Annotated in this window: 17 protein-coding genes, 1 pseudogene and 1 other annotated feature; of the genes and pseudogenes, 1 reads left to right on the top strand and 17 read right to left on the bottom strand. The window is 36.6% G+C overall.

The window, feature by feature from the left end; genetic code table 11:
* Window positions 1–57: 57 nt before the first annotated feature.
* The 17 genes and pseudogenes from B7R67_RS09015 to ilvE form a co-directional block, all read right to left on the bottom strand.
* Complete coding sequence (locus tag B7R67_RS09015) at window positions 58–2,685, bottom strand: DUF2309 domain-containing protein (RefSeq protein WP_088069625.1); 2,628 nt, start codon at window positions 2,683–2,685, stop codon at window positions 58–60.
* The gene (locus B7R67_RS09020; RefSeq protein ID WP_088069627.1) at window positions 2,685–4,217 is read right to left on the bottom strand and encodes an NADH dehydrogenase subunit 5; all 1,533 of its coding nucleotides are present in this window, start codon (window positions 4,215–4,217) and stop codon (window positions 2,685–2,687) included. Before B7R67_RS09020 ends, B7R67_RS09015 begins: the two co-directional genes overlap by 1 nt.
* A gap of 1,350 nt (window positions 4,218–5,567) precedes the next feature.
* On the bottom strand, window positions 5,568–6,089 hold the full coding sequence (locus B7R67_RS09025) for a hypothetical protein (RefSeq protein ID WP_088069629.1): 522 nt from the start codon (window positions 6,087–6,089) through the stop codon (window positions 5,568–5,570).
* A 266-nt stretch (window positions 6,090–6,355) separates the two neighbouring features.
* Window positions 6,356–7,228, bottom strand: a complete 873-nt coding sequence (locus B7R67_RS09030) for a LysR family transcriptional regulator (protein ID WP_088069631.1) — start codon at window positions 7,226–7,228, stop codon at window positions 6,356–6,358.
* Window positions 7,229–7,483: 255 nt separating this feature from the next.
* Window positions 7,484–7,771 (bottom strand): putative quinol monooxygenase, encoded by a 288-nt coding sequence (locus tag B7R67_RS09035; protein ID WP_088069632.1) that lies wholly within the window; start codon window positions 7,769–7,771, stop codon window positions 7,484–7,486.
* A 12-nt stretch (window positions 7,772–7,783) separates the two neighbouring features.
* Window positions 7,784–8,947 (bottom strand): iron-containing alcohol dehydrogenase, encoded by a 1,164-nt coding sequence (locus B7R67_RS09040; protein WP_088069634.1) that lies wholly within the window; start codon window positions 8,945–8,947, stop codon window positions 7,784–7,786.
* Between the two features lie 19 nt (window positions 8,948–8,966).
* Window positions 8,967–9,947, bottom strand: coding sequence for a zinc-binding dehydrogenase (locus B7R67_RS09045; RefSeq protein WP_088069636.1), 981 nt, complete (start codon window positions 9,945–9,947; stop codon window positions 8,967–8,969).
* A gap of 50 nt (window positions 9,948–9,997) precedes the next feature.
* Entirely contained in the window at window positions 9,998–10,663 is a 666-nt protein-coding gene (locus B7R67_RS09050; RefSeq protein ID WP_088069638.1) for a type 1 glutamine amidotransferase domain-containing protein, read from the bottom strand.
* A gap of 448 nt (window positions 10,664–11,111) precedes the next feature.
* Complete coding sequence (gene leuD, locus B7R67_RS09055) at window positions 11,112–11,687, bottom strand: 3-isopropylmalate dehydratase small subunit (protein ID WP_088069640.1); 576 nt, start codon at window positions 11,685–11,687, stop codon at window positions 11,112–11,114.
* Window positions 11,665–13,059 (bottom strand): 3-isopropylmalate dehydratase large subunit, encoded by a 1,395-nt coding sequence (gene leuC / locus B7R67_RS09060; RefSeq protein WP_088069642.1) that lies wholly within the window; start codon window positions 13,057–13,059, stop codon window positions 11,665–11,667. Before leuC ends, leuD begins: the two co-directional genes overlap by 23 nt.
* Window positions 13,056–14,123, bottom strand: a complete 1,068-nt coding sequence (gene leuB / locus B7R67_RS09065) for a 3-isopropylmalate dehydrogenase (protein WP_088069644.1) — start codon at window positions 14,121–14,123, stop codon at window positions 13,056–13,058. The genes leuC and leuB overlap by 4 nt, the downstream gene beginning before the upstream one ends.
* Window positions 14,124–14,152: 29 nt before the next feature.
* Window positions 14,153–15,286 (bottom strand): annotated as a pseudogene (locus B7R67_RS09070) (2-isopropylmalate synthase); the annotation flags it as partial.
* 5 nt (window positions 15,287–15,291) lie between these two features.
* Entirely contained in the window at window positions 15,292–16,302 is a 1,011-nt protein-coding gene (gene ilvC, locus B7R67_RS09075) for a ketol-acid reductoisomerase (RefSeq protein ID WP_088069648.1), read from the bottom strand.
* Window positions 16,303–16,347: 45 nt separating this feature from the next.
* On the bottom strand, window positions 16,348–16,863 hold the full coding sequence (ilvN, locus tag B7R67_RS09080; protein WP_088069650.1) for an acetolactate synthase small subunit: 516 nt from the start codon (window positions 16,861–16,863) through the stop codon (window positions 16,348–16,350).
* The gene (gene ilvB / locus B7R67_RS09085) at window positions 16,863–18,566 is read right to left on the bottom strand and encodes an acetolactate synthase large subunit (protein WP_088069734.1); all 1,704 of its coding nucleotides are present in this window, start codon (window positions 18,564–18,566) and stop codon (window positions 16,863–16,865) included. The genes ilvN and ilvB overlap by 1 nt, the downstream gene beginning before the upstream one ends.
* 83 nt (window positions 18,567–18,649) lie before the next feature.
* Window positions 18,650–18,884: a binding site (T-box leader), on the bottom strand.
* On the bottom strand, window positions 18,883–20,550 hold the full coding sequence (gene ilvD / locus B7R67_RS09090) for a dihydroxy-acid dehydratase (RefSeq protein WP_088069652.1): 1,668 nt from the start codon (window positions 20,548–20,550) through the stop codon (window positions 18,883–18,885). It overlaps the preceding feature by 2 nt.
* A gap of 6 nt (window positions 20,551–20,556) precedes the next feature.
* On the bottom strand, window positions 20,557–21,447 hold the full coding sequence (gene ilvE, locus B7R67_RS09095; protein WP_088069653.1) for a branched-chain-amino-acid transaminase: 891 nt from the start codon (window positions 21,445–21,447) through the stop codon (window positions 20,557–20,559).
* A 261-nt stretch (window positions 21,448–21,708) separates the two neighbouring features.
* Here ilvE and B7R67_RS09100 point away from each other — a divergent pair, with 261 nt between their 5' ends.
* Window positions 21,709–21,897 (top strand): hypothetical protein, encoded by a 189-nt coding sequence (locus B7R67_RS09100; protein WP_088069655.1) that lies wholly within the window; start codon window positions 21,709–21,711, stop codon window positions 21,895–21,897.
* The last annotated feature ends 332 nt before the right edge of the window (window positions 21,898–22,229 follow it).

Genomic DNA, 22,229 nt, shown 5'->3' on the forward strand with positions numbered 1-22,229 from the left:
TACACTCCTTTTTTATTTTTTAAAAATGATATTGATTAAGTAGCAAAAGTATTTCAGTTACCAATTTTCCCATCGTCCTTGTGGATCAACACTTGCAAGTCGAACCCATCCATTTTGAACTTTTAATCGAAATGCAGAATCATTATTTAATAATCTTTCAACATATTCGTTAGGTGCTTGGATGACAATCAACAAACGAAGAGGAGAATGATAAGCCTCTTGATCTGATTCCATGACGGATTGCCAAGGTAGACCAGCTAACAAGTCACTTGCATTCCCTTGCATCACCCCGAGGCCTGATGTAACTGTTTGAGTTGCTTTATTTCCACTACCATAATAATGAGGTGCTACTGTTGAAGCGTAATATTGAAGATTAATCCATTGCGTTACAGTTCCTGGTCCTGCAATAATGTTAGCTAGGATATCTCCACTTTCATCCTGAGTCCAATCATAATTATGAAGGAAGGCTCTACCTTCCAAGTCACAGTCCTGTGTTAATTCGCGTTGGCCGATAATAAAAGCGGCATTTCGAGCCAGTCCCCATTCAGGGCGTACCTCACTCCAATCTTCCGCAAACCGGTATGCCTCTTTTGTCGGGTTTTTTAGCTTCTTTTGAAAATTCGGTAATTGGGCTAAACGTTCTGCATTAGCATTATTGCTTACTTTCGGCAAAATAGCTACGATACGATCGAATGCTTCTTTTGCAGCTTCGGAAAGTTTAGGAACATAAATCCAATTTAATTCATCTAACGTTGTTGTATGCTCAGCAGCTACAAAAACTGTGTCCTCAGGGATATCAATTCCTTCAGAAGAAAGCTCCTCTCTTACCTCTGGAAGGTTGCATAAAGCAGCTAAAACCCTTGCATTGAATCCACCTGCCGCTCCACCGCATGCGCCACAGTTGAGAGCAGCATTATAAGGATTGTTGGTACTTTGGCTACCATGCCCACATATTACAATTAATGGTGCAAAATTCTTTGTTAATCCCATCATTTTCAAAGTCTGTCGAGCATAATGTATTTTTTCTTCTTTAGAAAAACCAACTTTTATCTCCGCTTCTGTATTCTGAACATGATTAAGCGATAGAGTTGTATTTGGTTTGCGTAACCAATTCTTATGAAGGTTACGCATAAAACGATCTGCTCCTCTTGGAACAAAACTACTTGCTACCATTTGTAGACTAAGCCAGGGTCCACTAAGTTCAGGTAAAAGCAAGCTCGAAAGTACATTTTGTTTCATCGTTTTAAATGTATAACTTAAGGAATTAACTGCCTGCTTACGTTGTTGATATGATTTAACTGCATTTTCATCCACAGACTCTTCTTTTATTTGGAGCTGAGGCCTTAGCATAACTGGCAAAGAAGAGTGGTTGTGTTTACTCCCTAGTTCACTTGTTGCAATTGGTAAGCCAAAGAAGCCAGCAATTCCAATTGTTTCAAACGGACCTTCTTTTTCAAGTTGACGACGAAAAGGTTCTGATCGTACATCAATGCAGAATGCTAATTGAGCTAATGCAGTTTTTTCACCGTTGGTCTCATGTTGTTTCGAAAGAATTTTCTGTCTTAATTGAACAGTGTGTGTTTGTTCCCAAGCTTCTAACCAAAGCTTCTTTTGAAGATTCTCATCAAAATAATAGGCAAATGATAAATATTCGTTTTGCTCAGCTGCAGACATCTGTATCCATTCTTCAATTGTAAGGTCCCCCCAATGAATCCATGATGCTATAAGGGGAGTAATCGCAACTTTTTTCTTAGACCGTTGATTGGTCAAAGGTAAGTATTGTTTTATAAGCGCCCACTCCATAGAAATTCGAACTGCTAAATATTCTGTTAGAAGTTGATTCTCATGGCTAGATTCTCGAGTGCGCCAAAGCATCATTCCTGCCCATCCAGGTAATGAAAGCAAATGACCTTCAAGATATGTCTGTATTTCTGAATCTGGGATTTCTAATTCAATTAACGCTTTTTTTAAAGCAATATGTGCCTCTTGTGGCCAATCTTTAAAACTTTTACGTTGTTTTTTGTTTAACGCAGGATCATATTGAATGAGACGCCACCACGCACGATAGAAACCTTCCTCGCGATTTGGCATTGTCCAACCTGCCTGTTTATCATCAAGATATAATTTACACCACTTGATAACATGGTAATCAAGAAGGTTGATCAACCTTTCACCATCTTGATTCTCTATATGCGAACATATGGGCTGTATTGAAAAATTCTCAATAAGATCCTCATTTAGTTCATTATATTCATTTACCAATTTCTCCAGCTTATGTGAAGATAAAAGGTCAGTGGGTAATGGATCTAAGTTTAGTGCAGCATGACAAAATCGCTCTAACACGTCTCGTGGGATATTAAAAGAATATGAATCAAGCCAACGTTGTAGCCCCATTTCCACAAAAGCTTCATCAATCTCACCTTTATTCTTTGCCGAATGAATCATAACGGCACTTGGGTATATATCAATATCACGAATAATCTTTAACCAACTTGCAATCTCTTCAAAAGAATGCTTTTCAAGTCCCATCCACGGATTACGTGCTGCAAATGTAGAAATTGGCCAAAGAGGTGCAATCACTTGACTAGCAGATTCTACTAAAACGTTAATATCCCTTTCTTGAATATTACAATCTGTATCTTTCTCTTTAACATTTTCTTTTGTTAATACGGATGTAAAACTCATCACTGATTACCTCCTTTTGACAAATATTGTTTAAGGTAGTTTGGATGACTCTCTACTGACTTTGGTTTTGCTTCACTTAAACGCACTAACCAAAGGTAGAGCACTGTGAAAAAAACAGAAGAGCGATTTCGTACAGCCCACGTACCAAGAGCAGTACAAATTAGCAAGAGACACACAACAATTATGACAACTGACGTTGGAGGTTGAACACTTTTAATAGTGGAAGTAAGCAACCACTCATGTAAGATGTTTTGAATGACAAAATAAACGACCGCAGCTCCGCCTAAAAATAATAAGCCAACAACGCGTCCAATTCTCCCTTCACCAAAAGCTACAAGCTGTATCCAAGATACGGAAAATGACCACCCTAAGATTAATGCACTAATCAATTGATAGCCATCTCTAGGTGCCATGAGCCAAAAAGCAATTCCTACAACTAACCCTAAAGTCCTCCCCACCATAATCAATAAATAGGATGACCTTTTATTAACGCGAGGAGATGCTTCGAAACGACGTACTGCCGAACCAGCCTGTAAAAATAGTGTAGCCTTGAACAAACCATGTAGGATAAGATGAATAATTGCTGCTATATATGCACCTAATGCACACTGGATAAGCATAAATCCCATTTGTCCGACCGTGGAGCCTACTAACTGACGTTTATAGTCAACTTGTACTAAACTAATACCAGTTCCAATTAAAACAGAAATACTTGCAAGAATAAGTAATATAATCGAAGCTATATCACCATTAAATAGAGGTGAAAATCGAGTTAGTATAATTCCACCAGCATTTACTAAACCTGCATGCATAATAGCAGAAACAGGAGTCGGAGCAACAACAGACTCAATTAACCACCTTTGGAATGGCCACTGAGCTGCTGGAATAATCACCGCTAATACAATCAATAAACTAATCCCTGTTCTCTCCCATGTACCAAGTAGAGCTAAATTTTCATTTGTTAACACTTTTGATAAATTCCACTGACCTGTAGCTTGAAAGAGCCAAATTATCGCGAATAATAATGAAAACCAACTTAATGCAAATAATCGACCAGAAACCTTGGAAGCTTCACTAGCTACTTTCCATTTACTATTTAGCCCTATAAGTAAGGTTAAACAGATGAGAGTTACTCCCCAAGACATGACCATCATGCGGAGATCAGAACTTAACCATGCAATAGAAGCAGCACCTGTAGTGAAAGTAAAAAGCGTAAAATATTTTCGATAAGAACGATCTCCCATTAAAAAACGTACAGAAAAACGCTGAATAATTAAACCAATTGAAAGAATGAAGAAAGCCATTAACAAAGCTAAGGAATCCAAGTGCCAAGGACCATAAGTTACGTTCACATCAGTATGAACAAGATCCAATAAGAAAACCAGAGGTGGTAAGGCCACTAAAACAATATGAATCCGAACATAACTCAAGGGTACTCGCGGATGTAAAAATATTAGACTACTAATTCCAGAAATAAGAAGCATAATGAAAAATACTGATAACAACAATGATGAACTCAAAAAACTTAACACAAACTTTCCCCCTTCTAAACAGAGTTAACACATAAAAAATCACTTTTAGAAAAGGTCACATATCTTTCTAAAAAGTCATATATTTTTTTGCATAACTATGATTTCTGAATAAACTAGTATTTTTTCAATAAAAAAACCGACAACTTCATAAATTCAATAATCATTTAAGATCATTGAATCATGAGAATTGTCGGTTTTACTTCAACTAACTTCAACGAAGTTTTTTGAAGAACTACCATTTTATAGAGTTTTTTTAATTATAAGTTTTAATTTCTTATTTAAATAAATATTACGGTTTAAATTACGCTAGATTATAAAACAAACCTTTGAGTAAATCTTTTATTAGGATACTTTTTCATCCAGTCAATTTTAAATATTAAAAGAATGCTAAAGTACTAATTATTATTAAGGCTGATCTAAACATCTGCGTATTAATAAGTCATGTATAAGATATACTAATTTCTAAATATTGTCAACAACTTCTTCTGTAATCATATTATTTTTCACTTCATACATTTTTTCTTACCTAATAATAACTATAAAAAAAAGAGTACCGGTTAGGTACTCCTCATGCTGTTGAAAAATAATCTTGTCAAGTAATGACCAAACTTTCGTAAAGGAAGTTGAGTGATGTTCATTTCCACTGCAGTATGCATGCTTAAGAGCAGGAACAAGGAAATGCAGGAACAAGGGAAAAGTGAAAAGAAAAGATATTAAAAGACTTTAGAGTATTTTAGTGAATTCCTATATTTAATATATTCCCTATCTGCTTTTCCTGTTTTTCCTGCCTTTAACATAGGGGTCGAGCATCCTTCCGTTCCAATCAACTTGTTGTTCAATAAAAGTATTCATAAAAAAACGATATAAATATTAATCAGTTTAAACGACGAATTCAAAAAGCATCGTCTTTTAAGATTCGAATTCATTTTTCTAAACATTAGTATTTAATCGTTTAAACTTATAAAAAGATGAACTAATTAATATTTGAGTTTGACGGAGTTATAAATATTGCACATTATTAGAACATCAAAAAATACTAACTTATCATCAATAAAATTCACTTAATGACCTGTTTATATTGACCGTTATATATTTCAACACTCTGAGGAGTACCAATTAGGTACTCCTGTAGTGTGTAGACAAAGTCCTATTTATCTGATTTTCAGACTGATTGAAAACGCTTGTCTTTCTAGGCGCGAAGCCTGGCGAGGAGCGGAGTTACCCTTAGACGGTAATGAGCACCACAGGCAGGCGAAGTAACGAAGAAAGCGAGCGTTTGGCGGGCAGTCTGAAGGAGTACCGATTAGGTACTCCTGATCTGCAACTATTGCATGCGTTTGTTGGTTAACTTTAATTATTTAATAATTCTTTAAGCTTTATCTTTAAATAATCTGGTAGGGGTTCTTTTAACATAAGATTTATTATATTTGCATTAGCTCCGTGAACTTTTAAATAGAAGAAAAGTTTATTTGCTTTCTCAACTCTATCCATAAGACTGTAAGCGACGTACCACACTTCTGGGCTACCAATTTGAATATCTTTCCACTTTTTTACCGATATAGTTGGCAAATTACAGACACCACTTGAAGTTTTAATTGAAAAATATCCTATTATTTCAACTTTTGGATTAACATTATGTACTAGAAATTTATATTTGCTTGCAAACGGGTAATCTCCACAATCAATTTCTTTTATCTCAAAGAATTTAAGTACATTTAATAAATCATTCTTTGGATATTCAATTGTGATGTCCCAATCATTTACTTCATTAGTCAATCCTAAACTTAAAAGTAAACCACTGCCTCCTAGTGCATATTTAATATTATTTTGTTCTAATATTTTTACAACACTTATTAAGTTTTTAAAATCCATTATTTAACTACACAACTCCTGGCTAAAAAGTTTATATATAACTTTTATAATTATATACAAAGAATCCTTTTTCAACTATCCTGCCATTAACTCCAATAAAAAAACGAGCTGCAAAACAACTCGTGGATCTTCAACTATCGCAAACGTTTGTTACACTTAATGATTTAAAAATTCAATATTCATACATATAATTTTGCAGTCCATTATTGATATTACCATTGAATTTATCAAATTCATTTATTTTCATCAGATGAAGCATGTCGAAACTACTGCACCATTAAGGCCCCCACCGCTTTTTGCAGCAGCGGATGATCGCGATTTTCCGTTTTGTAGGCTGAATAAATGGTATTTTCAACTGATAGATGCGGAAACATTATAATCGTTTTTTTGCTTGCCAGGCTTTCATGGATCAGGTACTCAGGAAGGACGCTTATTCCCATGTTATGCTCAATGGCTTCGAGGACAGCACGTAGGTCAGGGATAACATGGGAAAGTTTAATATCTGGCCTTTTTTTGAAATGTTCCCTCCAGTAACGTCGGACGATGGGGAGCTCGCTACCATAGCTGATCCATGTTTGATCTAGAAGCCACTCTTCTATTTCCTTCATGGTGCTAGCGTCACAATGTTTATCGGGTGGAGCAACGACGACGAAGCATTCATTCTCTATTTTTTTATACTCAATTCCGGCTACGGTTTGCTTTTGTGTAGTGATTATGAGGTCAACTTCATTATCAGATAGTTTCTCTAATAGATTAGACGCAATGTCGAATTGAACTGATAATCGAACATCGAGCTTTTTCCATTTTTGCAATGCTGCTTTTGTAAAGTATTCTGCAGGAGTTCCCACTTTTATCAGTGGAGCCTGTGTTTGACTTGTCACCTCATTCTTCAGTTCAAGTGTGGTAATTTCGAGTTTTTCAATCAATGGAACGATTTTTGTATAAAGTTCCTTTCCTTTTTCAGTCGGAACCATCTTACGAGGGGTCCTTATGAAAAGAGGTTCACCGACTTCTGCTTCTATGGCTGCCAGATGCTGGCTCATGGCGGGCTGAGTTAGAATTCTAGCTTTGGCGGCGGCGGACACAGATCCATACTTGTAAATGCTGATGAAGCTGCGGTACCATTCAAAATCTATCATTGTGCGATTTTCATTCCTTTCTCTTACAATTTGAAGAGTTGCTGTATCATTTCCAGTTTGTTTGTATAACGAAGATAAGCTATATAGAGCAATTTTGTCACAGTAAGCACCATATAGAGATTGAAGTGCCCGATTCTCCTAGAATTCAGAAGGCGTTCTTACTTTAACTTTTGGAAATTCGTGCATTCTATTCATTCTCTTACTTTTATTAATGAGGGAAGGCACCCTCCCCAGAGACTGGTAGGGTGCCTATGATTAATATTTTTTCAATTTCAAAACTTTTCTTGTTTCATAAAGGTCTTCTGCCTTGCATCGATACTCCTTATAGTGTGATGATTGTATATGTGCCTCTATGGATTCGATGTCCTTCCAAGTTTCATAGAAAACAAAGATACTGCTGTCTTCAATGGAACGGTGAAGGATATATTCAACGCATCCCGGCTCCTTTCTGGAAGGTTCCACAACCTCTTGAAGCACCTCAAATAGAGCTTCTTCTTTACCAGGTTTTGCCTTTAAAATAGCATTGATGGTAATCCCGCTCATAAAAGCTCCTCCTTATAAAGCATTTCTCAAAATAGTAGATACATCCTCTTTTGTAAGCGGTACATAGCCTCCAATGGTGTCACGAACCATTGCTCTTCCAGCCATTAATTCTAGTTCCTTATCGTCAATTCCATAATAATCTAGTCGTGCTGGAGCACCGATACTGTTCCAAAAGGAACGAAGCGCTTGAATGGTTTCTTCAGCAAATTCTTCAGCTGTTTTCCCAACAGGATCTAGTTTGAATACCCTTTCCCCAAGTTGCGCAACCTTTTCTGGCTTTTGCTGAGAAACAAAACGCATCCAATGAGGGAATAATATTGCAAGTCCCCCACCATGTGGAATGTCGTGAACAGCTGAAACGGCATGCTCAATCATATGAGTGGCCCAATCTGTTTTCACACCCATTGAAAGTGTTCCGTTTAAAGCAAATGTGCCGTTCAGAAGAATGACTTCCCGGTATTCATAATTCTCCAGGTCTTCAATTAACTTTGGCGCAGTTTCCATTACTGAACGAAGAATCGACTCCCCGATTTGCTCTTGAAGAGGTGCATTACTTGATGCATGGAAGTACTGTTCAAATACATGGGACATGATATCGACAATCCCATATACAGTCTGGTCAAGTGGTACGGTAAAAGTCAGTTCCGGATCAAGAATGCTGAATTTAGGATAAGTATGAATAGAACCGAAAGACCGCTTATCTTTCTCGTCCCAGTTTGTTATAACTGCTCCACCATTCATTTCAGATCCTGTCGCCGCTAAAGTTAGCACCGTCCCAATAGGTACTGCAGATTGAGGAACTGCTTTTTTCAAGACAAAATCCCACATATCCCCTTCATAATGTGCCCCTGCGGCTATGGCCTTAGAGCAATCGATTACACTGCCACCGCCTACAGCTAAGATAAAATTCAGATGATGTTGTTTGATTAAGGAGATTCCTTTATTCACTGTTGTAAGCCTTGGATTCGGCTCTACTCCTGCAAGCTCTACCACTTCCGCTCCCATTTCATGCAGTACTGCCATCACTTTGTCATATAGTCCCGATCGTTTAATGCTACCTCCGCCATATACTAGTAACACGCGCTTTCCATATTGGGGAATCTCTGTTTTTAAAGCTTCTAATTGACCTCTACCGAAAATCAGCTTCGTCGGATTATGATATTGAAAATTTTCCATCTCGTACACTCCTGATGATTTATTTTATTTTTGCCACAATTTTGCCCTTTACATGACGTTCTGACAATTCCACTAGGGCTTGTGGAACTTCATCTAAAGAAATTACCCGCTCCAGCAGAGGAGATATCTGTTTCTGTTCGACTAATGCTAAAAATTCATCGCCCATTTTCGCAAGATCCCGCTCTGCTATCCTATCGTTTTGATGATGAATTGCATTCAGAGCAATTTCATGATAGGAGATGACTTTTGTAAAAGGTTTAATATGATCATAATCGGGCTTGCCTGCGATATGAGCAATATGCCCATTATAAGCGATCATATCAAGGGACGCTGTCGCACTATCTCTACCCACTGTATCAAGAACCGCATCGACTCCGCGACCATTTGTGATTTCCATGACTCTCTCTTTCACATTCTCATTACGATAATCAATAACATAATCTGCACCCAGTGATTTCACATAGTCATGGTTAGGTTCAGATGCAGTTGAAATAACCGTTTTCCCTGCATACTTTGCTAGCTGAATGGCAAACCCGCCAACGCCACCTGCTCCTCCATGAATAAGAATAACGTCAATTGCATTCATCGGCAGCTTACGGAATAGTGCCTGATACGCTGTATAACCAGCAGTTGGCAATGCAGCTGCTTCTTCAAACGTGATGGAATCTGGAATGCGAGAGATCGTATGTGCAGTAGTGACCCCATATTCAGCAAATCCCCCCTGCTTATTAAAATCACTGTGGTAAACGACGCGATCCCCTTTCTGCCAGCCGATCACGCCTTCACCAACTTCATGGATTATTCCTGCAACATCCAGACCAAGAATATGAGGTGTTTTCCAATTTGGATTCCAGCCTGTTGCTGTTTTATAATCTACTGGATTTAGTCCTGCTGCATGAACCTCAACTACAACTTCGCCTTTATTAGAGATTGGCTTTTCAAAATCCTCTACTTTCATATCACGCCATTCATTTTTTCCATGTAATAATAATGCTTTCATCATCTTATCCTCCTTTAAAACAAAAGAACTGTGTGCATGGGAATGCTTTTTTAACCTAAAATTTTCACGACCTCTTTTGCGACACTTTCAGTGGATTGAGGATTTTGGCCAGTAATTAAGTTTCCATCCTTCTTCATATGATTTGTCCAATTTTCCGCTCCAACAAAATCAGCTCCAAGCTCACGCATTCTTGTTTCCAGTAGAAATGGCATATGCTTGTCCAGTCCTGTTGCTCTTTCTTCTTCATCAGTGAATGCAGTGACCGTTTTCCCTTTTACAAGTGGAGTGCCATCAGTAAGTTTCACTCCAACTAGCCCCGCTGGACCATGACAGACCGCTGCTACCAGCTTACCTGCTTCATAGATGTCACGAATGATTTGCTGAAGCTTTTCATTATCTGGAAGGTCAAACATTGTACCGTGACCCCCTGGCAGGAACACTGCATCAAATTCTGATACATTTGTAATGTCATCCAGCTTAACTGTGTTCTCCAAATACTTAGCTGTATCCAAAATTTCCTGTTGCGTTTCCCCATCTACTAAACTGCGTTGATCGATGGGTGACTTCCCACCTTTTGGACTTGCTACTGTCACCTTATAGCCTTTTTTGGCAAACTCAACATAAGCTTCTCCGAACTCTGATAGCCAAAGGCCTGTTTCCAGATTCTCATCTATTTTCCCTGCAGTAGTAACAATCATTAATATATGTTTGCTCATTATAATTACCTCCTGATATTTTTACTTAAATGTGTGATGCATTTCTAATTTTAGAGGTTGATTATGCATAATACAAATTAGTTATTTTCGCATTTTGTATAAATATTTTTATAGTTATTTTTCCCTCCTCTATCTATGATTAACCTACCCTTTATTTCAATTTTCGATAAAAAAAGATGGAATACTTAGCCCAGTCTACTATCCTGATCATTCAAATATGTGTTTTGTAAAAAATCAACAATTAACATTAATTGAACCTATTTTTTAACAAACTCTGTTCTTTAATGAATAATTCTATTTCTATATTTTATGGGACTCACAGATAAGTCCTATTCATTTTCAAGAATATACGAATTTTTATAAATAAAGAAAATCAACAATTTACTCTAAAAAAACCTAACAATAAAAAAGCAAAACATTTTACAAGAAAAATGTTTTGCTCCTAAAGTTATCTATTCAATTTTTCATATTGTTCGATGTTGTTTTCATATTTCATTGTAATTGCGATGTCATCTAATCCATTTAATAGTTTTTCTTTCCATACTGGGTCAATTGAAAATTCGAAGTTGCCAAATGGTGTTTTTACTAATTGGTGCTCCAAATCAATTTCAATTTCCTGATTTCCTGTAAGGGAAGATAATTTTGAACGAGTTTCATCATTTAGTACGATTGGTAGCATACCGTTTTTTATACAATTGTTATAAAATATGTCCGCAAAACTACCTGCAATGATTACTGTGAAGCCGTAATCATTTAATGCCCAAGGAGCATGTTCCCTTGATGAACCGCAACCGAAATTTTTTCCACTTATTAAGATAGAAGCATTTTTTCGTGTATTATCGTTTAGTGCAAAGGATTGATTAGGTGTTCGATCGTCATGATATCGCCATTCATCAAATAGGAACTCTCCAAAGCCGGTACGCTCAATTCGTTTAAGGTATTGCTTAGGAATAATTTGGTCTGTGTCGATATTATCTAACATGATTGATACGGTTGTACCTTTATGCGTACGTAACGGTTTCATTTGCTTGCTCCTTTCGAATATCAATAAAATGACCATGAACTGCTGCTGCCGCTGCCATAACCGGACTCACTAGATGAGTTCTTGCTCCCTTACCTTGTCTTCCTTCAAAATTTCGATTTGAAGTAGAGGCACAGTGCTCGCCTGCTGGTACTTGATCGGGATTCATTGCTAGACACATAGAGCATCCAGCTTCTCTCCACTCAAATCCTGCTTCGATAAAAATCTCATGAAGTCCTTTTGCCATCGCTGCATTTCTGACCTTCTTTGAACCTGGAACTACTAGTGCTCTTACATTTTCTTTAACTTTTTTACCTTTAATATAATTTGCAGCTTCCTCTAAATCTGATAATCTCGAATTTGTACATGATCCAATAAATACATGCTGTACAGGTATTTCTTTCGGAGTAATTTCTGGTTTTAACCCCATATATTCATATGCACGTTCATCGTTCTCATCTTTAATTTTAGGAAGCTCTTCATCAATTCTAACACCCATACCTGGATTTGTTCCCCAAGTTACATATGGCGCAAGTGTTGTTACATCCACTTCGATATTTTTATCAAAAGTAGCTCCTTCGTCAGTTTTTAGTTTCTTCCATTCAACTAATTTTTGATCATATGAATCGATTGAATATTTTCTGCCTTTTAAATAGTCAAATGTCTTTTGATCAGGAGCGACTAACCCTGCTTTTGCTCCACCTTCAATCGCCATATTACATAATGTCATTCGTTCTTCCATGGTCATGTTTGTAATCGTTTCACCATAAAATTCAATGACGTGTCCAGTCCCCATTGAAACACCATAAGTTGCTAGTAAATGAAGAATAATATCTTTAGCATATACACCTTTTGGGAGTTTCCCTTCAAGTTTTATACCCATCGATTTAGGTTTTACTTGCCATAATGTTTGTGTTGCTAAAACATGCTCAACTTCACTTGTTCCAATTCCAAACGCTAATGCACCGAAAGCGCCATGCGTTGATGTATGACTATCTCCACAAACAATTGTTTTCCCTGGTTGTGTTAATCCAAGCTCCGGACCAATTACATGGACGATTCCTTGATCCTCATCAGTAATATCAGCTAATGTGATGTTGAATTCGTGGCAATTGTTTCGTAATGTATCCATTTGTTGCTTTGCAATAAAGTCAGTTATTACTAATTGGTTTTCTGTCGGAACATTATGATCCATCGTTGCAAAAGTTAAATCTGGTCTTCTCACTTTTCGTTTCGATAATCGAAGTCCTTCAAAAGCTTGAGGAGAAGTAACTTCATGCACTAAATGTAAATCAATGTATAAAAGCTGAGGTTTACCAACTTCGCCAGTTACAACATGTTTTTCCCAAAGTTTATCAAATAATGTTTGTTTCATCGATTAGCACCTCCAACTGCTTGAAATTTTAGTTGATTTACTACTTGTTCTGTAAATTGTGTTGTTGTGCTTTTGCCACCTAAATCACTTGTTAAATAGCCATTATGAAATGATTTAACGATCGCATTTTCGATTGCATTCGCTTCATCTACTAATTTAAAATTTCTTAGCATCATAGCAACTGATCTCAACATTGCAATTGGGTTTGCCTTGTTTTGTCCTGCAATATCTGGTGCAGAACCATGGATTGGCTCATATAATGAAGGGCCATTTCCAGATCGACTTGCAGAAGGTAGCATACCAAGTGACCCGGTAATCATTGATGCTTCATCACTTAAAATATCACCAAATAAATTTTCAGTAACAATAACATCAAAACGTCTTGGGTTTCTAATTAATTCCATCGCCGCCGCGTCCACAAGTAGATGCTCGACTTCAACTTCAGGGTAATTCACACTTAACTGATTGACAATCTTCCGCCAAAGTTTACTAGATTCTAATACATTTGCTTTATCTACAGAAGTCAATTTACCTTTTCTAGATTTTGCTAATTCAAATCCATAAGTTACAATTCGCTCTATTTCATCTCTAGTATATGAAAGTGTATCAGTTGCTTCATTTTCATTATGAAATCTTGGTTCGGAGAAATAAATTCCCCCAGTCAATTCCCTGACAACGACAAAGCTGACATTTCTTACTTGTTCGGCCTTTAGTGGCGAATAATTAACTAATTCATCATAAACATCGACTGGTCTAATGTTTGCATATAAATTAAGTGACTTTCTTAATCGTAATAAACCACTCTCTGGTCGTTCAGCACCTTGATCCCATTTTGGGCCACCAACAGCCGCTAATAAAACAGCATCTGCATTTAAGCAATTATTTAATGTGTCATCTGGTAGTGCATTTCCAGTTTCATCAATTGCATGGCCACCAAATAAATTAGTTGAAAAAGTAAAATCATGTTGATAGGTTTGTGCAATTTGTTTTAAAACTTGAACAGCTGAATTCATAATCTCTGGACCTATTCCGTCTCCTGGCAAACATGCAATGTTTAATTTCATCTTAGAACCTCCTTATTGCTCCATTTACTAATAATGTTTAATAGATCCTTGTCGGTAATATCTTTCTTAGAATCGGTCAATGCTTTAAATTGAACAAATGCTTCATTAATGATTTCAGTAGAAAAATTAAATCCTAATTCTCTTAGTCGATCTGTAAATGCATGACGTCCTGAGTGTTTTCCTAAAACTAATGAATTTGTAGATAACCCAACTAATGAAGGTGGAATAATCTCATAAGTAGTTGGTTCTTTCAAGACACCATCCTGGTGAATCCCTGATTCGTGTGCAAATGCATTTGAACCAACAATTGCTTTATTCTTCTGGACAACCATACCTGTAAGACGACTAACAAGTTCACTTGTTTTCGTAATTTCATTTAGTCTTAGATTCGTATTTTTACGATAAATATCTTCTCTAATATGTAATGCAACTGCTATTTCTTCTAATGCTGCATTCCCTGCTCTTTCACCTATTCCGTTCACGGTACATTCTACTTGATTTGCTCCAGCTTGTATTGCTGCCAATGAGTTAGCGACTGCCATGCCTAAATCATCATGACAATGACAAGAGAATATTGCTTTTTGATAAGAAGTTACATTTTCTTGTAAATACTTAAATAAATCATAGTATTCCGAAGGGCTTGTATATCCGACTGTATCTGGGATATTAATCACATCTGCCCCAGCTTTTATGGCTGTTTCTGCAAATTCAGCAAGGAATTTACGATCGCTCCGACATGCATCCTCAGCTGAAATTTGAACTTTTGGAAAAAATGATTTTGCTAATTGCACACAATGCTTAGCAGTTTCCAAAACTTCCGATCTAGTCATATTTAACTTATATTTCATGTGAATATCACTTGTAGCTAGGAAAATATGAAGTCTTGGTTCGGCAGCATTTTTTAATGCATCCCATGCTGCTTTGATATCTGAATCTTTTGCGCGAGAAAGGCTTGAGACGGAGACAGAACGAATCTGTCTCGCAATCTCTTGTACACCTAAAAAGTCGCCTTCCGATGATGCGGCAAAACCAGCTTCAATGATATCAACACCTAAAGCCTCTAGTTGTCTTGCAATTTCGAGCTTTTCAAATCGATTTAAATTAACCCCAGGAGATTGTTCGCCATCACGTAATGTTGTATCAAGAAACTGAATTTTACTCATGATATTTATTTCACCTCGACTTTTTCTTTTCTTTGGATAAATGGCATCATCGCACGAAGTTTTTCGCCAACCTCTTCTAATTGATGATGTTTTTCACTTTCATTAATTTCATTAAATACTGGACGACCATTTTTATTTTCATTAATCCATCCTTTAGCAAATGTACCATCTTGAATTTCAGCTAAAATTTCTTTCATTGCTGCTTTTGATTCATCAGCGACTACTCTTGGACCAGACACGAAATCTCCCCACTGTGCAGTATCTGAGATTGAATATCTCATGTAGCTCATTCCGCCTTCGTACATTAAATCAACAATCAGTTTTAGTTCATGTAAACATTCAAAGTAGGCAACTTCTGGTTGATAACCAGCATCCACTAAAGTTTCAAACCCTGATTTTACTAAAGATGTTACGCCGCCACATAATACAGCTTGCTCTCCGAATAGATCTGTTTCTGTTTCTTCTTTAAATGTTGTTTCAAGTACACCTGCTCTTGTAGACCCGATCCCATCTGCATAAGAAAGTGCAACATTTTTAGCCTCACCTGTTACATCTTGATAGACAGCAAATAATGCTGGTACTGCTGCGCCATCAACGAATGTACGACGAACTAGATGTCCTGGGCCTTTTGGAGCTACTAAAAATACATCCACATTTGAAGGAGGAACAATTTGATCAAAATGAACGTTAAAGCCATGAGCAAAAGCTAATGCATTTCCAGCTTCTAGGTATGGTGCAATTTCATTTTCATATACTTTTGGTTGATGCTCATCTGGTAATAAAATCATAACGACATCTGCTGCTTTACTTGCTTCAGCTACTGTTGTTACATATAATCCGTCATTAACAGCTGCATCCCAAGACTTTCCTGGTCGACAACCAACAACTACTTTATGACCGTTTTCATGTAAATTAAGTGCATGTGCATGTCCTTGAGAGCCGTAACCAATTACCGCGATTGTTTTCCCTACTAATACGTTTTCCTTTACATCTGTTCCATAATAAACTTTAGCCATTTTAAATTCCTCCAATAATGTAGTTTTATATTTTTAAACTTTTATTTAATAAGAGAGTAGCTTTTGAGCGTGCTCCTTATGTTTAGTGGATCTAGTAAATGCTGTAACACCAGTTCGAGCAATTTCTTTTAGTTCAAAAGGTCTTAATAATTCAATCAAAGCCTCGACTTTATCAGAAGTACCTGTTACTTGGACAACGATTTGATCTCGACTTACATCAATTACGGAAGCTCGAAATGGTTCAATTAAACTGTATATTTCATTTCGATTACTAGCATTTGTACTTACTTTTATTAAAGCTAGTTCCCTAGCAATAACTGATTCTTCAGTTATATCAGCTACTTTAATGATGTCGATTTGTTTGTGAAGCTGTTTAATTAATTGTTCTACTTGTTGTAAATCTTCTACATGTACGACAAACGTAATTCTTGAAATATGATCTTGTTCGGTATGACCTACAGAAATACTCTCAATGTTAAACCGTCTTCTAGAAATTACCCCTGTAATTCGGTTTAGTACTCCGCTATTATTTAACACTGTCGAAGTAATAACTCGTTTCATTATTTCACCCCTTCCATTTCATGAATTCCTTTTCCTGGTGGAATCATAGGAGTAACAATCTCACCTTGATGGATTCGACAATCAATTAAGACTGGGCCATCAAATTCAATCGCTTCTCTTAATTGGTTTTCTACTAAATCTGGATTTGATATTGTAATTCCTTTAATGCCATACGCTTCTGCAAGTTTTGTAAAACTAGGTTGGCAGTCTAATAGAGAACTAGAGAATCGTTCATTATAAAAAGCTGATTGCCACTGTCTTACCATCCCAAGTGCTGCATTATTTAAAATTAATATTTTAACTGGTAAGTTATGTTCTTTGATCATGCTCAATTCTTGTAATGTCATTTGGAATCCAGCATCTCCAACGATTGCAACAACTAGTTCTTCAGGTTGGGCAAATTGTGCTCCAATTGCTGCTGGTAACCCAAATCCCATCGTGCCTAGTCCACCGGATGTAATCCATTTATGCGGTCTTTCTAGTTGGTAATATTGTGCGGCCCACATCTGATGTTGACCTACATCAGTAGATATAGTCGCTTTTCCCTCTGTTATCGAATGAAGAATTGATAATACCTCTTGAGGTTTTATTACTGAGTTACTCGATTCAAAATGCAATGGAAATTCTTCTTTACGACATTTCAATAGATTTAACCAGTCACTATGATTTTGACTAACTTCCTTTTGTTTTAATAAAGCTTTTAATACTTCCTTAGCACAACCAACGATTGGAATATTTGTCGGAATAACTTTGTTGATTTCTGCAGGATCAATGTCGATATGAGCTACTACAGCGTGTTTAGCAAAATGATCTAGGTTACCTGTTAAACGATCATCAAATCTTGCTCCAATATTAATTAGTAGATCACATTCGTACATTGCCATATTTGCTGTATAAGTGCCATGCATGCCGCCCATTCCAAGGAATAGATCCTCACTAGCTGGAAAACCGCCTAAACCTAACAAAGTATGAACGACTGGAAGGTTATATTTTTTTATAAATTCAGTAAATTCCTTAGCTGCATCAGCATGTAAAACGCCTGCTCCTGCTAAAACGACTGGTTTCTCAGAAATTTGAATTGCATGCATGAGTTTGGTAATTTGATTGTAATTAGGTTCATAAGTTGGCTGATAGCCTGGCAAATGAACTTCGACGTTTTCCTTTTTATTACCTTTTTCAACCATCATGTTTTTCGGTAAATCAATTACGACAGGTCCTGGACGCCCGGTAGAAGCAATATGAAATGCTTCCTTTATAATTTGAGGGACATCTTCAACATTCCGAACTTGGTAATTATGTTTTGTGACAGGCATTGTAATACCGATCACATCTGCCTCCTGAAAGGCGTCTGTTCCAATTACATTTGTCGCTACCTGACCTGTAAATACAACTAAAGGTATTGAATCCATCATTGCATCAGCTAAACCGGTTACTACATTAGTTGCCCCAGGTCCACTAGTAGCAATTACGACTCCAGGTCTTCCAGTCACTCTTGCATATCCTTCTGCTGCATGAATGGCGCCTTGCTCATGTCTAGCTAAAATGTGAGGAATATCAGCATCATAGAGCGCATCATATAATGGTAATACCGCCCCTCCAGGATACCCAAAAATCATTTCAACATTTTCTTCTTTCAAGGCTTCAATTAACAAATTTGCTCCTGACATTTGTTTTGATAGAGTTCTCATTGAATGATGACTCATTTTCATTTTCCCCTCCAATTTTGGATCAGCTAACCCATTTATTCGCAATAAAAAAAGTCATGACTCCACACTTCAGCAGATGCTGAAGGGGCGAAAGACTTTTCGCGGTACCACCCTTCTTCTTAGGTAAAAACCTAACTTTGGGATTTTGGATAACCAAAATCTGGCTATAACGTAGCCAACGTTCAGACCTACAACATAATTATGTTCAGCCGACACTCAAGAGTGAGTTTCATTAATCAAGGTCATCGGTTCACACCATCCACCGACTCTCTGAAGATCCTTTTCATAACTACTTTTCTCTATCATTGCTTTTTCATATTTTTAAAATTCCACCTGTATTAGCGGAAGTAACTAACTTTGCATATCTTGCTAAATAACCTGTTTTTACTTTTGGTTCTGGTAATTCAAATGATTTTTTACGAGATTCGAATACTTCACTTGAAATAGATAATGTAATACTTCTTGATAAAAGATCGATGATGATTTCATCACCATTTTCTATATATGCGATTGGACCACCTTCAGCTGCTTCTGGAGAAATATGACCTATTGCAATTCCTCTTGTAGCACCTGAAAAACGGCCATCTGTAATTAAAGCGACTTTAGTCCCTAATCCTCTTCCAACGATTGAGGATGTAGGTGCAAGCATTTCAGGCATTCCAGGTCCACCTTTTGGTCCTTCATAGCGGATAACAACAACATGGCCTTCTTTTACTAAACCTTGGTCAATCGCTTCAACTGCTTCATCATGTGAATCAAAACAAATCGCTTCACCTATAAATGTTTGAATCGAAGGATCAACACCACCAACTTTAATGACTCCTCCATCTGGAGCAAGATTTCCGTGTAAAATCGATAATCCACCAGTTTGGCTATAAGGGTTATCTTTCTTACGAATGACTTCACTATTACTGATTGTGGCTTCTTGCACATTCTCAAATAATGTTTTACCTGTAATTGTTATACGATCACTATTTATTGCTCCAGGGATTGTAGTTAATTCCTTAATAATTGCAGGAACCCCACCAGCTAAATGAACATCGTGCATTGAATAATGAGAAGCCGGGCTAATTTTTGATAAATATGGAACCCTTCTTGCCACTTCGTTAATGTCTTTTAAGTCATATTCAATTCCAGCCTCATTCGCGATTGCCATTAAATGCAATACGGTATTTGTAGAACCACCCATTGCCATATCTAATGCAAATGCATCATCAATTGCCTCTTTTGTAATAATATCTCTTGGTTTTATATCATTTTTAATGCAATCCATTAAATGGAATGCTGCATCTTTAATTAAATTATGACGATCCTTACTTGTTGCAAGAATTGTTCCGTTATATGGAAGTGCAACTCCTAGCATTTCCATAATGCAATTCATTGAATTTGCTGTAAACATACCTGAACATGATCCACATGTTGGACATGCTGATTTTTCAATATCTAGTAATTCTTCTACACTCATTTTTCCTGATTTGAAAGCTCCAACACCTTCAAAAACTGAAGCAAGTGATAATGCCTTACCATCTTTAGAAAGTCCTCCAGCCATTGGTCCACCTGATACAAATACTGCTGGTACATTTGTACGAACAGCTGCCATTAACATTCCAGGTGTAATTTTATCGCAGTTCGGCATATAGAATACTCCATCAAACCAATGTGCATTGATAACAGTTTCAGCAGCATCCGCAATAATTTCACGACTAGGAAGTGAATATCTCATTCCAATATGTCCCATTGCAATTCCATCATCTACGCCGATCGTATTAAACTCAAATGGTACTCCACCAGCATCTCGAATTGCTTGTTTTACAACATCAGCCATTTCCCTTAAATGAATATGGCCAGGAACGATATCAATATATGAATTACAGATTGCAATAAATGGTTTATTAAAATCTTCTTCTTTTACCCCAGCTGCTAACAATAAGCTTCGATGAGGGGCTCGATCAATCCCTTTTTTAATCATGTCACTTCGCACAATATATCACCCTTGTTTTACGTAAATTTTTTCTCCATCTTCTACAACTAATTGACGAAATGCGCTTAATAAGCGTTGCGTATGAGGTCCTGGCTTCCCATCACCAATTACTCGGCCATCTACTTTTGAAACACCAATTACTTCAGCTGCTGTTCCAGTTAAGAAAACCTCATCTGCAATATATACATCATGTCTTGTAAATAATTTTTCTTGAACTTCGAATCCTAATGATTCACCTAATTCCATAATGGCATTTCTAGTAATACCTTCTAAGGCACCTGCTGAGCTAGGTGGCGTAATTAATTTATTTCCTTTTACTAAGAAAACATTATCGCCTGAACCCTCAGCTACAAAGCCTTGATCATTTAGCATAAGTGCTTCTTGAACACCTGCTAATTTAGCTTCAATTTTTACTAATATATTATTTAAGTAGTTTAATGATTTAATTTGTGGATTTAATACATCACTACGATTTCTTCTAGTAGCTACTGTAACAATTTCCATTCCATTATCATAAAGTTCCTGAGGGAAAAGTGATAACTGTTCAGCAATGACTACTACATTTGCTCTTTTACATGATGCTGGGTCTAAACCAAGATTTCCTTCGCCTCTTGAAACGACGAGTCGGATATAACCACTATGTAAATTATTTCGATTAACTGTATCAACTGTAATCTGCGTCAATTCTTCTAAAGTATATGGAATAGTAAGTAGAATTGATTTCGCTGATTCATATAATCGAATTAAATGTTCTTTTAAGCGGAATACATTGCCATCATATACGCGAATCCCTTCAAATACTCCATCTCCATATAGATATCCATGATCATATACAGATACTTTAGCATCTTGCTTTTGAACGAATTCACCATTTAAAAAAATCTGTTGGGCTGTCACGGCTAATCCTCCTCGAGAGTTAAAATATTTGTACTTACTTTATTCCAATCTACGTAATTAATCAATAAGTTTTTTGAAAATTTTAAATTCATAATTTATTCAAAATTAGTATAAATATTGATATATCAACAATGAAAACCTTTACATTTTTCCAAAATATTTTTTCGACAAAATTTTACACTTGAAACTTTGTTTTTAATGGATTATCATAGGGTTACTTTATACAGAATTTTCTGTAAATTAAATCGGAGGCGAGAAAAAATGGCTACTTTACAAATCAATGGGACTGTTAATGAAATCAATGAAGTATTAAAGGTAATGAGTAATCATTTTGACATTCAGATCAAAGATGAAAAATATGCAATGGATTATTCAGTGGATTTCGCAAGTGAAGAATGGGAAAATGATTCTTTTGTGAGTGAGATGCTAACTGGAGCATATAATGATTAAATAGCATATTGTTATTGTATAATAATATTAATCTAATAAATGTCTTTTGTGGACTACATTATATTACCTAAAATGTTATTTTACTTTCATCATTACTATCATACAAAATGAAGGGATGTTCTAATCGAACATCCCTTTTCTCTGTTAAAAAATAAACTTGTCAAATAATGACCAAATTTTCGCAAAGGAAGTTGAGTGATGTTCATTTCCACTACAGGATACTCGCTTTCCATGGGGCGAAACCTGAGCCTCCTCGGCAAGCCTGCGGGGTCTCAGCCTTTCCGCATTTCCCATAGGAGTCGAGCATCCTTTCGTTCCAATCAACTTATTCT

Source organism: Gottfriedia luciferensis (assembly GCF_002156865.1).
GTDB classification, from domain to species: Bacteria; Bacillota; Bacilli; order Bacillales; family Bacillaceae_G; genus Gottfriedia; species Gottfriedia luciferensis.